This window comes from Pseudomonas sp. BO3-4 (assembly GCF_034044115.1).
Lineage (GTDB): Bacteria > Pseudomonadota > Gammaproteobacteria > Pseudomonadales > Pseudomonadaceae > Aquipseudomonas > Aquipseudomonas alloputida.
Genome location: NZ_CP139018.1, coordinates 920,361 through 933,313, shown reverse-complemented (window position 1 = coordinate 933,313; position 12,953 = coordinate 920,361). Strand labels below are relative to the sequence as shown.

15 protein-coding genes and 1 pseudogene are annotated in these 12,953 nt (G+C 50.3%); 6 read left to right on the top strand and 10 right to left on the bottom strand.

The genetic code is table 11. The features are described 5' to 3' along the window. Positions 1-8 precede the first annotated feature (8 nt). Positions 9-635, top strand: coding sequence for a hypothetical protein (locus tag REH59_RS04245; protein ID WP_320450393.1), 627 nt, complete (start codon positions 9-11; stop codon positions 633-635). Positions 636-848: 213 nt separating this feature from the next. Beyond that, the gene (locus REH59_RS04240) at positions 849-1,370 is read left to right on the top strand and encodes a hypothetical protein (protein ID WP_320450392.1); all 522 of its coding nucleotides are present in this window, start codon (positions 849-851) and stop codon (positions 1,368-1,370) included. A gap of 21 nt (positions 1,371-1,391) precedes the next feature. On the opposite strand, the gene REH59_RS04235 is transcribed toward REH59_RS04240, so the two are convergent. The 6 genes from REH59_RS04235 to REH59_RS04210 all read right to left on the bottom strand — a co-directional run bounded on the left by REH59_RS04235 (position 1,392) and on the right by REH59_RS04210 (position 7,454). Then, positions 1,392-2,771, bottom strand: a complete 1,380-nt coding sequence (locus tag REH59_RS04235; protein WP_320450391.1) for a relaxase/mobilization nuclease domain-containing protein — start codon at positions 2,769-2,771, stop codon at positions 1,392-1,394. Continuing rightward, on the bottom strand, positions 2,768-3,205 hold the full coding sequence (locus REH59_RS04230; RefSeq protein ID WP_320450390.1) for a hypothetical protein: 438 nt from the start codon (positions 3,203-3,205) through the stop codon (positions 2,768-2,770). Before REH59_RS04230 ends, REH59_RS04235 begins: the two co-directional genes overlap by 4 nt. Positions 3,206-3,256: 51 nt before the next feature. Next, entirely contained in the window at positions 3,257-3,574 is a 318-nt protein-coding gene (locus REH59_RS04225) for a hypothetical protein (protein ID WP_320450389.1), read from the bottom strand. Between the two features lie 310 nt (positions 3,575-3,884). Further along, positions 3,885-5,249: a tyrosine-type recombinase/integrase gene (locus REH59_RS04220; protein WP_320450388.1), complete on the bottom strand. Its 1,365-nt coding sequence runs from the start codon at positions 5,247-5,249 to the stop codon at positions 3,885-3,887. Between the two features lie 212 nt (positions 5,250-5,461). Beyond that, a complete protein-coding gene (locus REH59_RS04215; RefSeq protein ID WP_014589747.1) occupies positions 5,462-5,959 on the bottom strand; it encodes a RidA family protein in 498 nt (165 codons plus the stop codon). A 79-nt stretch (positions 5,960-6,038) separates the two neighbouring features. Beyond that, positions 6,039-7,454: an NAD(P)/FAD-dependent oxidoreductase gene (locus tag REH59_RS04210; protein ID WP_108078299.1), complete on the bottom strand. Its 1,416-nt coding sequence runs from the start codon at positions 7,452-7,454 to the stop codon at positions 6,039-6,041. A 441-nt stretch (positions 7,455-7,895) separates the two neighbouring features. On the opposite strand from REH59_RS04210, the pseudogene REH59_RS04205 reads away from it, so the two are divergent. Continuing rightward, positions 7,896-8,000: pseudogene (locus REH59_RS04205) on the top strand (effector protein); the annotation flags it as partial. 15 nt (positions 8,001-8,015) lie between these two features. Here the strand turns inward: REH59_RS04205 and REH59_RS04200 are convergent. Together REH59_RS04200 and REH59_RS04195 are read right to left on the bottom strand one after the other, a co-directional pair. Further along, positions 8,016-8,417 carry a bleomycin resistance protein gene (locus tag REH59_RS04200; RefSeq protein WP_017148107.1) on the bottom strand — a complete coding sequence of 134 codons (402 nt, stop codon included), beginning with the start codon at positions 8,415-8,417 and terminating at the stop codon, positions 8,016-8,018. Positions 8,418-8,574: 157 nt separating this feature from the next. After that, a complete protein-coding gene (locus tag REH59_RS04195) occupies positions 8,575-9,555 on the bottom strand; it encodes an IS5-like element ISPst5 family transposase (protein WP_014851864.1) in 981 nt (326 codons plus the stop codon). Positions 9,556-9,976: 421 nt separating this feature from the next. Here REH59_RS04195 and REH59_RS04190 point away from each other — a divergent pair, with 421 nt between their 5' ends. Together REH59_RS04190 and REH59_RS04185 are read left to right on the top strand one after the other, a co-directional pair. Continuing rightward, positions 9,977-10,624, top strand: coding sequence for a trypsin-like peptidase domain-containing protein (locus REH59_RS04190; protein ID WP_121782881.1), 648 nt, complete (start codon positions 9,977-9,979; stop codon positions 10,622-10,624). Between the two features lie 108 nt (positions 10,625-10,732). Continuing rightward, positions 10,733-11,212, top strand: coding sequence for a GNAT family N-acetyltransferase (locus REH59_RS04185; protein WP_014861464.1), 480 nt, complete (start codon positions 10,733-10,735; stop codon positions 11,210-11,212). A 10-nt stretch (positions 11,213-11,222) separates the two neighbouring features. Here REH59_RS04185 and REH59_RS04180 read toward each other — a convergent pair whose 3' ends face one another. Continuing rightward, positions 11,223-11,519: an addiction module antidote protein gene (locus tag REH59_RS04180; protein ID WP_014861463.1), complete on the bottom strand. Its 297-nt coding sequence runs from the start codon at positions 11,517-11,519 to the stop codon at positions 11,223-11,225. Between the two features lie 44 nt (positions 11,520-11,563). Further along, positions 11,564-11,809 carry a type II toxin-antitoxin system RelE/ParE family toxin gene (locus REH59_RS04175; RefSeq protein ID WP_128573832.1) on the bottom strand — a complete coding sequence of 82 codons (246 nt, stop codon included), beginning with the start codon at positions 11,807-11,809 and terminating at the stop codon, positions 11,564-11,566. Positions 11,810-12,032: 223 nt separating this feature from the next. Between REH59_RS04175 and REH59_RS04170 the strand changes: the two genes are divergently transcribed. Continuing rightward, the gene (locus REH59_RS04170; RefSeq protein ID WP_014861462.1) at positions 12,033-12,926 is read left to right on the top strand and encodes a bestrophin family protein; all 894 of its coding nucleotides are present in this window, start codon (positions 12,033-12,035) and stop codon (positions 12,924-12,926) included. The last annotated feature ends 27 nt before the right edge of the window (positions 12,927-12,953 follow it).

The following is a 12,953-nucleotide window of genomic DNA, read 5'->3' as shown; positions in this document are numbered from 1 at the left end:
GAGAAAAAATGAAAATATCAGCAATGCTTTTAACCGCTCTTTTATCATCAGGTGCTTTTGATGTTGCTTATGCAGATACCTGTAAAGATGTTCGTCAACAAAGTGAAAATGTGACTCGCAAAGCCGGAACATATGAAAAAATGAAAGACTACATCGACAAGAATTATCAAAGCTGTCTTTGTCGATTAGAGAATTACAATGAGTTCAAAGACGAAGTTGAGTCTATTACAGGGTCTGAAAACTCTGCCACTATCATAGGCTCGAATGTCGAGATTGTCGGTGCTGAATGCCTTGTTGTCGTGCGAGATGAAGAAGGTTGCGAAAGCATCAATGCGACAGCAGGACTTGGACAACTCGAACACTATCAGCGTGAAGATTGCAGGGTGTTCTTAAAGAACCTTGAGATTTCCAGAGATTATGAAGACATTGTTTTTACTAACGATTTCACTGATAGCGTCAGTCGAGAAATGTACAGTAGACTCAAAGCGAGTAATGATGAACATGCTCAGAAAAGATTAGAGCTTGATAAATCAAACCCAGCTTACAAATGGGAGTGCAGAAAATATCGAGATATGTTTTCGAAAGAAGGTATTACTTTTACAGAAGAACATCGAGCAAGATACAAGTGCTATTGATTTTTAATATTATTATGTAATAATAATATTAAGTAACTTTTTATCTCTTATGAATCATCATATTTTTATCTTTGCTTTTAGCAGCTTAATAGCTGCAATGGCCTTTATTTGCCCTGATTTATTTTCGATATGCGTGATGCTCACGCTGTTCGCATATCTCGTATATGACAAAGTGTTTATCAAATCAACAATAACAACAAAGGAAGGTGGAAAATGAGAACCTCAAAAATGATAATCGCTTTGTCAGCAATATTCACAGTGTCAGCAGCTAACGCTGACTACACGGTAAAAATTCCGTTAGAATTAAGTGCGGGTGGTCGCCTTCCGAATAACTCAATAATTATCAGTGATGGTGGTTTAGGAAATATAGGTAGTGAAAATGGCGGCGAGACTTCAAACCCGACAGAGCCAGGAGTGCCATCTACTGCTAAACTACTAACTTCTCAATCTTACGTTGTAGAATATAACTCAGGTAGTGAACTCTATAACGGTAACACCTATGGTTATCTCCAATTCATACAGAAGTATCATTCTATGGTTGCGACCGTGCCATATGAGAAAGGTTTAGACAATGCAAAGGTGATGCGTACAGGTTCTTACAAATGTCCGATTACAGGGTCATTCATGGCGAACGATGGCGATAGAGACTATATCGCATTTGAATGCGGTGGTGATTTGTTACCGCAAAGCACACCCATAAAAACAACCTTCAAAGTAGATTTTTGGACCGAATAAAACGCCTTGATGGGCGTTTTTTTACAGTCTTGGTTTCATAATATTTCGTCTCGTATTGCTGACGTGCTTTCGCTTCTCTTCGTTCTCTTTCTTCATTTCTTCAATTTCTTTCATTTTCTGTGCAGACTCATTGAGCTTATCGAAAGGGTTTTTGACAGTAGACACATTGGTAATAGATGAATTGCCCGTAGAAAACTTACTTTCAAATTCGGATTTTCTTTTTCGAAGCTCAATATGGTCAAGCTGGCTAGGTTCAAAACCATTGAGTTTATAGCCTTTTTTGTCCAACCCCATCATCTGAAATTGAATCCACGTTTCACGTTTAAAGCTTCGAATGTCACTCGTAACGAAAATTTCCTTGTCATTCTTCTTCTCGCATTCTTCGACCATTTTTTGTAGACCGGCCTTGATTGCAGTAGGACTCATGCAGTTGAACGTCACAGAACCTCGCTCATAGCGAAATGCTTCGCGTGGGCTGTCCTTGAAAAAGAAGAATTTCCCATCATCACTATCAAAACGAGTGTATAAAGTTTTTTTGGATTTCTTGACCTTCTCTTCCTTGGTCACTTCGTCATCAGCAGATGCGAACTGTGGGCCGGTAAGGCTTCCCATTTGGCGTTTAGGTTCTGTCTTCCTGCCCAGGCTGGCAAGGGTACTCGCAAACTCGGAATCCTCGCCAAAGCGGGCTTTTAATGACTTGTAGGACGCCCCCACGTCCGAAGCCTTGAAGGTTTCACCATCCTTTTCGAGCGAATAGGCAGAATTTCCGTTATGTAGGATTTCATAACCTGCAGCATTTGCTGCAACAAGAAAATCGGAAGCGGTGGAGGTGTTTGTCATCAAAGATTTTAGGTCGTCTTTAATTTCTTTCTTTTTATCTTTTTTAGGCTCATTGTCATTGAACGGATTAGGGCTTCGATCTACCTGATAAAGTCCATATTTCTTTTCTAAACGGTTGGCAATTGGTTTGTAATTCACCATCTTGTTATTAACCCTTTTGCTCTCCAAGTCTGTTAAATGAATTGCTGCGTGAACGTGTGCGTGTTTTGTATCACGCTCAACGACAAAAACATAATGGCGGTTTTTATCTCCTAACCCTTCTTTTAAGTAAAATTCCTTTGCAATCTCCATTATCTGTTTATTGCTTAATCTCTTGCTTTCCTCTGGGTGAAAACTTAATGTGTTGTGTTGATATAGCTGCTTTTGATTGTGAACCCTTGCGGCTTCAAAAGCACGCTCTACACGTTTTGCATACTCCCAATCGCTCTCACCTTCAATTCTTGGGACCGATGACTCGAAAGAGTCGTTCTCATCTGTTGGGTTTGTTTTGAGCTGATATTTAACAGTGTTGGCCACTCCGTTTTTATAGCCACCTGTTCTGCTTCTAATTCTATTGATCATTTTTTCACCCCTTTATTTTTTATCTTGATGAATTCTTTTAGGGTGAAATCTGCGGATGCCTTAATATTGTCCTCATAAAGACAATATGTATTTGTTGCTTTCTCCAAATTACTTGCAAACGCCATCAGGGCGGCAAAGTTCTTTTTGTCGTCTTTTTCAAGATAGTTTATAAACGCTTGATAACGGTCTGGTTGGGCTTGGATGAGATTTAAGCCCTTAATAATGTTTTTGCCGAGATTACCAGACTTTGCAAAAACCTCGCTGTAACTCTCAACTTCACTTACGAGTAACACGCTTGAGTTTTCGAGTAAATTTATTATTAGATCGGCTATGGAATGTGAGCCGGTAATCTCTCTTGCTGCTTCGATTAACTGTTTTTCTGCCTGTGTAACTCTTAAATTGAAGCGTTGATCTCTATTTCTTCTGTCATTCATATTTTCCTTGGTCGATGTAAATTTGGTGTAAATGGGCGGATGCCCAATTTATTATTTTATGTCTTTCGATAATTCGCTAATTATGAAAGCAATGTGAATTGATAAATCTTTCATATCCTCATCGCTTACGTTGATTTCTTTATTGCTTTCTCCGTTACCACCATGCCTGTTCAAATATATTAGCATTGAAGCAAAAAAGTAAATTTTCTCCTTGATTGGTTTAGCTGGTAATTCCTCTGTCAATCCATATCGAAAACAAAGTCCGGTTTTACAACTGAATTCATAAATAAATTCTATTATGTCTTCATCTGAGTAACTCCTTGGTTTTGACAAGATTTCTCTACATCTGTCTTCTGCATCTTTAATCATATTCGACTCCATATAGTTGATTTGTTTAGACCTCCTTTTTTCTGCTCTTGATTTTAAAAATTCAAACGAAGTGCGTAATTTTCAAGCGGCCCGTCCCGAAGGGTGGACATACAAACCGTCAGGGTTGTACGTCCAAGGGCCTTGCTTGTAAAATAAGCATACCCATATAAATATAAGTACCACATATTATCATGTTGTCAAATTATTGGGCGTGCAAATTGGACGTGCAAAACATGGACGTACAAGAAAGGCCATCATCAAAAATGACAGCCTCTAATCGTTTGATGGTTAGACTTTTAAACGCGGTAATTCATAACGCTTGATCGTTAGGCAAAAGTCGGTAAGTGATATTTTTGATGGCTTCTAATTTTGCTTTCGGTGTTGGGCCTTCTGAGTATCGGTCAAATGTAATATTTAACGATCCTCCAGGCTCATGACCAACAAGAGACATGACAACAAGATTTTTTACGTCTGCACGCTCTAATAATGTGATTACAGTTTTACGGACACTATGAAAAACACATTTTTTGTCGAACCCATGTCGGGTTTTAAACTGAGAGAAATCATTCCCTAAATCCTTGGATTTTACGCCGTACTTTCCGCCCTTCCCCGTCTGCAATAGGTATCCGTCCTTTGAAGACTCTACGAGACGTTTGATAGTGTTCTTTAGCTTAGGATGGATTGGAACATGCCTTACTGCGCCATCTGTCTTACCTTCACGTATATGGAAGCACTCAATATCATCTTCAATGACAATCGAGTCAGTGCGAAGCTGGCAAATTTCTTCAATCCTCGCCCCCGTATACGCACCAATTTCGATGAGATCGGCTAATTTTTGATTAGACTCAGCCAATGCAGATTCATACAACAACTCGATCTCACCAGTGGTAAACGCCCGTCGAGAGGCTTCTTTGTATATACCACGCTTTTCTTGATTTAGCTCATGCTCCTTAAATGGATTGGGAGTGCTAGCATAGACTGATTTGAACGCTGCATCTTTCTTGATAGCAAAATTCCAAAAGGCATTGAATGAAAACAGGTACTGCTTTTTCGTCTTTGCTTCAATTTTGAGGGATGCTAAAAACGTCGATATGGTATCGTGATTCAAAGGCAAATCACTTTCCTTGAGGAAAGCATCAAGCACCTTAAGTCTTTTTACGTGACGGTCAACAGTAGATAACTCAACTTTCCTCACTTCTTTCTCATATGAATGAAATGCATCTAAACGGCTTTTAAAAAAAGGAGTTTTAGGCGAGTAATCGCTTATACCCATAATTATATCAATGGCCTCTCCAACCTGCTTGGGTCTTAGTTTATGGGCCTTTATGACCTGACTTATTTCTGTTGTTCGATCTGTAGTGGCTGAAGAAGCTACTTGCTGTCCAATCGGCCAAGGTAACGGGTTTCTTTTCTCGGCCTCGATCTTATCCCGATATTTTTCGACGATTAATGCAACCTCTTCACGGAAATCAGGAATCTCGTGTTTCCGAGCTTTTTCGATCTCGATCTTCCACTGCTGTAGCCATCGAAGCTTTAGAACGTGAGCCTCTGATCGGTTCCCGGTCTTGAGACTCTTTGTGAGAACCCTTCGATCACCAAACGCTTCTCTCGCATCTGCTGGGATGTCTAGCCGCACATGGTACGTGCCGCCTTTGAGGACCAAAAAATCGGACATATGGGAGATCCACGAAGAAAATTCACACCCCATTTCTACCCAAAATTTCTACCCAAAACAAGCGTCTAACTCAGCAGATACCAGCTTTATTGGGGTAGATTAATTTAAAGGTGTAGTTCGAGTCTCCCTCGGGGCACCAAATCCGGAAAAAACCGACCTTACGGTCGGTTTTTTTGTGCCCGACGATTTTGTCGGGCTGGGCCAAGGTCCTCTCAGGGACGAACCGCTGTCACTTCGATCTCAACCCGCCAGGCAGGGTGCGCCAGGCCTGCAATCTGGAACGCCGAGCGCGCAGGTAGCACCGGCTGCTTGGCGGCTGGCCCGAAGAACTGGGTGTAGCCAGCCATGAAACCTTCGAAATCCATCTTGCCGCCGTTCTCCGGCCCACCCACCAGGAATACCTGCATCTTCACCACGTCAGTCAGGCCAAGACCCAGCGTTTTCAGCTGCTGCTGGATGCTTTCAAGCACATTGATGGTTTGTGCCTTGGTATCACCGTAGGCTTCCAGCGAATCCTTGGGCGCATCAGGATGGATCACCGACGGGACGGAACCGCTCAGATAGACGACTGACTTCCCGGCAGGAATCTCTACAGCCGACGAGATAGGGAAACTACCTGCGCCATGGCGCACGATATCTTGTGCATGAACGCTGCCAACACCGGCTATTCCCAACGCCAATGCAGCAACGGTCTTGAAAGCGAATTTCATATTTCTCTCCTGATGGTTACACAAGAATGTACACGCACCGTTTATGCGTGTACGGGTCATTCCATTGCGGTATGCGTACTTAGAATCGATACAAACTGAAGGGTTTCGGGTCCAGCACCGGCGCCTTTCCAAGCAGCAGGTCTGCCGTCAGCTCGGACGACACCGGGCTTTCCGTCATACCCCAACCGGTCGCGGTGTTGATGACCAGGCCTGGGTACTCGTTGACCTGCGAAATGATCGGGTTCTCATCCGGGGCGATGGCCATGGCACCGCTCCACTGATCGATCAACTTCGCATCTTTGAAGGCAGGGAACTCGACTTTGAGCTTTTCCAGAGATGCATCCAGCTCTGGAATATCCGGGGCTGCCGTCATCAGCCTGTTTTTCTCGAAGGGCGATACCTCGTCCAGCCTCCACTGGGTGGGCTGAGTGAACGAATCGATCAGTTGCTTGTTGAGTGAGATGTGCACCGGGAAGTCGGGGATGGCCAGCAATGGCAGGTATTTATAACCATACATGAACGATTCTTTGACCACCGGGGCAACGACGACGCGCGGCGAGGTGGCGTATGTACCGTCGGCCTGCTCGCGGAAGTAGATATTCCCTGGCAATGCAACGTTGCCCCCCGGTGCACGGGGTGCCGCGCTGATGATTTGCTGGGACTGGTAGGCCGGCAAGGTAGGCACATCGACGCCCAGGTTCTGCATGAACAGCCTGGACCAGGCGCCGCCTGCCACGACCACGCGAGAAGTCCTGATGGCGCCCTTCTCGGTCACCACATCGGAGATGACGCCCGCCTGGGTTTCCAGGCCCCTTGCGGCGCAGTGGGTGTAGATGCGCACACCCACTTTCTTGGCGTACTCCGCCATGACAAACGATGCGCGCTCGGCGTCCAGGCTACCGGAGTCTTCCTCGAAACCTGCAATTTTCCAGCTCGAGGATGCACCGCGCAGCCGCTGTTCGAGTTCATTCCCCTGAATGATCCGAGTCTTGAAGGGGTTGTCCGCTGCTACTTCCCGGCTTTTGACATCGATCCACTTTCTGACGTTTTCCAGGTCTTCTTCATCGAAAGGAACTTCGACCCGGCCCTGTGTGCGATAGCTAGTATCTGCACCCACTTTGGCATTCATCTCGCGCCACCGTTGTTTGGCAAGATGGTGCAACTGGAACGTCGCATCAGGCATCTTGTAGGTCATGACCTGACCATAGAACCTGCATGACTGCTCGCCGGCAATATCACCTTTTTCAACGACGACTACCGAGAGGCCACGCTCGACAAGATTGATTGCGGTCATGAGCCCCAGAATACCAGCGCCAACAACGACGACGTCTGCCTGTTTGGGAAGCGCACCTTCGCTACCTTCTACAAAGCCAAACCGCGGTTTGCCGGGGATCAACCTGCCTTCGCGGGTCAGCAAGGGGGTCAGAATGCCTGCGCCACCTGCAATAGCCACGACGCCGCCGCCGATCAAAAATTTACGCCTCGTCATTCCCATGACACTTTCCTTTACTGGTAATCGGTGTGGGTTCATCAGCTCAGGCGGCGAGCCACCTACCCGGCCGCCAGCCGCTGCGGTCAACCTTCGGCCACCGCGTCAGGCTGATGTTTAAAATTGAAGGGCGGCTATTTTGTTGATGACCCGCTTCGGGAAAAAGCGCTGTGGGCAAATACTTAGTTCAGCCATTTTGAAACTATCGTGCAAGGGACATAAATAATTGATATGGCGACACTCAACACTCGAAAGAGGGAAGTTAGTTCAGGCGAAGATGCTGGCTTAGTTCCGAAAGTGCGCGGGGGGCAATAAGCGCTGCGGATTCAGTAACTGTGTGGGTGCATAGCGTTATGTGGCAACACTTCATTGCCACATATTCAGCGTGGACAAAAGCAACAGCATCCGACGGTGGTAGATCTGTCCAATACACAGGGTGGCATGGGGCGGATCGGCACGGATTAGCAGAGCCTGTTCAGGTTCAGTGAGCACCAGATCCAGATGGATACCCGTTGCGAGACCATCGAGCGCAACCTGGGGTCAATTTTTCGTGTGTCCGCCCGTGGCTCAGGCGCTCTTCACGCCAAGATCTTCAGCAAACCGAAGCAAGTAGCCGTCCGGATCCTGCACCAGGAAATTGCGCTGGCCGACCAGCATGCCGCCCTGGCGGTACCAACACTCTTCAATCGGCTTTCTGATGCTATGCCCCGCAACCCCCAGCGACGCGACCAAGGCCAGTGCATCAGCGCATTCGATCGACAGGTTGATGCCTCGACCATACGGCGGCTCCAGCGGGCCGACCCGCCAGGGTGACTCACTCTGCCAGTCCTGCTCCAGCATCAGCTGGCTGCCGCCAAAAGACAGAAAGGCAAAATGCTCTTCTGGCCGGTCGTATTCAATCTTGAAGCCGAGTACGCCGCAGTAAAATGCCAGGCTGCGAGGTAGATCAGAAACAATCAGCTCCGGCACCAGGGGATTTAGGGATGATCTGAAGTAGTCAGGTATTTCTGGCTGACTCCAGCCCTTGCCGATTTCAAAACGGTGATTCGGCTAAAAAACGATCAAATCATCCCCTCTTTCCGGATTTATAGCCGGCGCGAGCACCTCGCGCCGGCCATTTCCCGCATTACAGACGCACCTCTCCTGCATTCGTCAGCAAATGTCGGCGCGCCATCCACAGGTTCGACAGCGCGAACAGTGTCACCAACTGCGCGGTGTTCTTCGCCAGGCCACGGAAGCGTGTCTTCACGTAGCCGAATTGGCGCTTGATCACCCGGAACGGGTGCTCGACTTTGGCGCGCACCTGGGCCTTGGATTTCTCGATCTTGCGCTTGGCTTTGTACAGCGCACTGCGCTTACTCAGCTTCTTGTACGTACTGCGGCGGGCCGCAATCTGCCAGATCACCTCCCGGCCTTCATGTTCCGGGCGTTTCTCTACGCCGGTGTAACCCGCGTCGGCGCCGACCATGTTTTCCTTTCCATGCAGCAGTTTGTCGACCTGGGTAACGTCAGCAACGTTGGCTGCCGTCCCCACCACGCTGTGCACCAGGCCAGACTCAGCATCCGCGCCGATGTGGGCCTTCATCCCGAAGTAATACTGATTGCCCTTCTTGGTCTGGTGCATTTGCGGGTCACGCTTACCGTCCTTGTTCTTGGTCGAACTCGGCGCATGGATCAGCGTGGCATCGACGATGGTGCCCTGGCGCAGCGACAGGCCCCGATCGCCCAGGTAACCATTGATCACCGCCAGAATCCCGGCCGCCAACTCGTGCTTCTCCAGCAGGCGACGGAAATTGAGGATGGTGGTTTCGTCGGGAATACGCTCTAGGTTCAGCCCGGCAAACTGGCGCAAGATTGTGGTCTCGTACAGCGCCTCCTCCATCGCCGGATCGCTGTAGCCGAACCAGTTCTGCATCAAATGTACGCGCAGCATCGCCATCAGCTGATACGCCGGACGACCACCTTCACCCTTGGGGTAGTGCGGCTCGATCAGGGCAATCAAACCCTTCCACGGCACCACCTGATCCATCTCGATCAGGAACAACTCTTTGCGGGTCTGCTTGCGCTTGCCGGCGTACTCGGCGTCGGCGAAGGTCATTTGCTTCATCGGGAAACTCGGGCAACGGGATCGGCGTATTTCACCAGATTCGGGAAGTCTTTTTCAGACCATCCTTAGCTTAAACAATGTTCTGATTCCTTTCAGGGTAAGTCGACTGGCAACTATGAACAGGTCGCCGTGAAAAAGGTAGCTTGTCAGTGTGGTCGCCCAATGCAGCTCAATGCAGTCCACACCCCTCAGATTCGCCCGAAAAAAAATCCCTTCACTTTGACGCCGCCCCAATGGCTCTGGGACCTGTAGCCATACCTGCATTCTATTGGCCGCCGTCATGACTAACACTTAAGCTGTCATTCGTCGGATATATGCCGAAAGCATTGCTAGAGTAATGGCACTTGGCCATAGTTGCGTTCCCATTTTTCCACGCCCTGTGTGACACATGAAAACAATCGCGCCCTGCATGGCGGCAATGATGCTGCTCAGTGGGTGCAATGGAGTGCCAACGTCGTACGTTTCAGATCCCGTCTACAGTCAGGCTTTCGTGGTCACTTCTGGTGCCCCTCTGCCGATGTTGCTGATGGCCAGCGCCATCCAGTGGAACGAGGATTACGCTGTGACCGCCAAACACACCCCCTTCCTGCGCAACGTGGTCCACGAGGGCCTCGGTGACGTAGTGTTCTTCAAGCACAAAGCCAGCAGCGTGCCGCACTGGCGCCAGTACGTGCCAGGGGAAGCCGTGACGGCGGTGGGCTTCAACAGTTTCATGATGCCGATGCAGGGCAAGGGCCATGCCCTGTCGTCGCTGGTACGGCTTGAAGGTACGCCTGGCAGTGTTTTCTACTCGGTGCATGACGGCCCGATCACCAAAGGCATGTCGGGTGGGCCGGTGTTTGCCGATGACGGCACGGTGGTGGGCATCAACGTGGCCATCATTCCCACCAACGAGATCGATGCGGGCAAGCGCCCGGACCTGGTCGGCAAGGACCGTATCAGCGTGTTCATGTCGTTCAGCGAAATCGACAAGGAATGGCGACGCTATCAGTACCTGCTGGCGCACAAGGCCAAGCCCCAGGCACCGGCTGCGGTCAAAGGCTACGTGGCGGTGGCCGCCAAGCCGTGAATCGGGGCGCGGTGTTGGATGAAAAGCGGCCTATGATGTGAGGCTGATGGCCTCTTCGCGGGTAAACCCGCGAAGAGGCCCTGCCAGCCAACGCGAGAAGGACCTGCCATGCACCTGACCCACCGCCCCATCCGGCCAGAAGACATCCCCGTTATCTGCAGCTTCCCGCAGAGCCCGGACGAACTGTTCTACATGTTCCCCAAAGCCACCTACCCCCTCACCCCCAACCAGCTGAGCGACGCCATAGCCCAACGCAGCGGCTCCACGGTAGTGGAAGGTAACGGCGCTGTCCTGGCCTTCGCCAATTTCTACAAAGCCGAACATGGCGGCCTATGTGCCCTGGGCAACGTAGTGGTGGCCCCCAGCGCCCGCGGCCTTGGTGTAGCGCGTTATCTGGTAACGGCAATGATCGACCTCGCCCGCCAGCAGTACAGCGCCCGGGAGGTCTGGGTGTCATGCTTCAATCACAACACCGCAGGCTTGCTGCTTTATCCACAGCTGGGCTTCACACCGTTCGGCATCGAGGAGCGGCAGGCGTGGGACGGCACGCGGGTAGCGTTGGTGCAGATGAAGCAAATACTGACTTAACCGAGCTGGATCAGCGGGTCATTGCATGTGGCTGAACGAGAAGGTCCACCCCCAGAGCACGAATGACCCTCAATACAGTGTCAAAACGAGGCTTCGCGCCAGGGCTCAGCGCCTTGTACAGGCTTTCTCTACCCAGCCCACTCTCCATAGCAATATGTGTCATGCCCCGTGCACGAGCGATATGGCCAAGTGCTCGAATGATTTCCTCGGTATCGCCATTTGATAGCACCTGACTAAGGTATTCACTGATTGCCTCATCGCTGCTCAACAAGGCTGCCATATCAAACGGGATCAATTTTTCGCTCATTTCATCTCCTTCAGCAGCTTTCTGGCTTTGAGGATGTCGGCGGCTTAGGTGGACTTGTCGCCGCCGACCAGCAGTAAAACCAACCTCTGCCCCTTTTGCGTGAAATAGACGCGATAACCGGCAGCTACGTCGATGCGAAGCTCACCAATACCGCCTCCAAGCCACTTGAAGTCACCAAGATTGCCCGCCGCTGCTCGCTCCAGCCTACGACCTATCGCCAGCCTGGCCCTCAAATCTCTCAAGCTCGATAGCCAAGCGGCAAAGCTTTCCGTCTGTTCAACGAGAAACATCAAGTGGTCACCCAATCGTATCCTTATGGATACACCCATTCAAGGATTGAAGCGACCCACTCTGTCGTTTTTGAGCTGAATCAGGAATTCAGGCACGTCTGATAGGCTGGTCGGAGTTTTCCCTTCGTTTCAGCTACAAAATCCCTTGCAACATTCAACCCTCGAACCTTCGACGAGCCTCGGCGTCCCATCCTGCATCCCCCGCGTTTCGAGGTACCCCCGCGTGAAAGACGTCATCGCCCGCAAGTACCGCCTGGTGGTGAAGACCATCGGCTATATCGGTTGGTCGCTGTTCTGGCTGCTGATCTGGGATGTGCTGGTCACCATCGATTTCATGCTGTTCTTGAACAGCAAGTTCACCCTGCCACTGATCCCGCTGACCCTGCTGGGCTCAGCCTTGGTGGTACTGGTAAGTTTTCGCAACAGCAGCGCCTACAACCGCTGGTGGGAGGCTCGCACCCTGTGGGGCGCGCTGGTGAACAGTTCGCGCAGCTTCGCCCGGCAGACGCTGACGCTGATCGATGACCCGGATGACGGCCTGAACCCGGTCAAGGCCACCCTGCTGCGCCGGCATATCGCCTATGTGAACTGCCTGGCGGCGCACTTGAAAGGCGAAAGCTGCCCGGAGGAGTTGATGGCCTTCATCCCCCCGGCGGAGTTCGAACGGCGCAACCGCTCGAACAATTTCGCCAATGACATTCTCGGCGGCTCGGCAGCCTTGCTGGCGCGGGAATACCAGGCCGGGCGGCTGGACAGCATTCGTCTGGCGCGGCTGGAGTCGACGCTGGTAGACCTGTCTAACGCCCAGGGCGGCATGGAGCGGATTGCCAATACGCCATTGCCCTACCCCTATGTGTATTTCCCACGGCTGTTCATCACCCTGTTCTGCCTGATCGTGCCGGTGGGGCTGGTGGAATCGCTGGGCTGGTTCACGCCGCTGGCGTCGACGGTGGTAGGGTTCATGTTGCTGGCCATCGAGCGGATCGGCACGGACTTGCAGAGCCCGTTCAGGTTCAGCGAGCATCAGATCCAGATGGATACCATATGCGAGACGATCGAGCGTAACCTGGAGTCGATGCAGCGGGAGGCGCAGTGTGCCGAGGCTGTAGACGCCTGAGAGATGTCGGGGCTGCTTTGCAGCCCG

Bases quoted from the DNA above. Each gene is read 5' to 3' on its own strand.
- REH59_RS04190 (WP_121782881.1), top strand. From the start codon at position 9,977: ATGCTGCTCAGTGGGTGCAATGGAGTGCCAACGTCGTACGTTTCAGAT.
- REH59_RS04175 (WP_128573832.1), bottom strand. From the start codon at position 11,809: ATGTTTCTCGTTGAACAGACGGAAAGCTTTGCCGCTTGGCTATCGAGC.
- REH59_RS04225 (WP_320450389.1), bottom strand. From the start codon at position 3,574: ATGATTAAAGATGCAGAAGACAGATGTAGAGAAATCTTGTCAAAACCA.
- REH59_RS04215 (WP_014589747.1), bottom strand. From the start codon at position 5,959: ATGAAATTCGCTTTCAAGACCGTTGCTGCATTGGCGTTGGGAATAGCC.
- REH59_RS04210 (WP_108078299.1), bottom strand. From the start codon at position 7,454: ATGGGAATGACGAGGCGTAAATTTTTGATCGGCGGCGGCGTCGTGGCT.
- REH59_RS04235 (WP_320450391.1), bottom strand. From the start codon at position 2,771: ATGATCAATAGAATTAGAAGCAGAACAGGTGGCTATAAAAACGGAGTG.
- REH59_RS04220 (WP_320450388.1), bottom strand. From the start codon at position 5,249: ATGTCCGATTTTTTGGTCCTCAAAGGCGGCACGTACCATGTGCGGCTA.
- REH59_RS04240 (WP_320450392.1), top strand. From the start codon at position 849: ATGAGAACCTCAAAAATGATAATCGCTTTGTCAGCAATATTCACAGTG.
- REH59_RS04180 (WP_014861463.1), bottom strand. From the start codon at position 11,519: ATGAGCGAAAAATTGATCCCGTTTGATATGGCAGCCTTGTTGAGCAGC.
- REH59_RS04230 (WP_320450390.1), bottom strand. From the start codon at position 3,205: ATGAATGACAGAAGAAATAGAGATCAACGCTTCAATTTAAGAGTTACA.
- REH59_RS04245 (WP_320450393.1), top strand. From the start codon at position 9: ATGAAAATATCAGCAATGCTTTTAACCGCTCTTTTATCATCAGGTGCT.
- REH59_RS04195 (WP_014851864.1), bottom strand. From the start codon at position 9,555: ATGAAGCAAATGACCTTCGCCGACGCCGAGTACGCCGGCAAGCGCAAG.
- REH59_RS04185 (WP_014861464.1), top strand. From the start codon at position 10,733: ATGCACCTGACCCACCGCCCCATCCGGCCAGAAGACATCCCCGTTATC.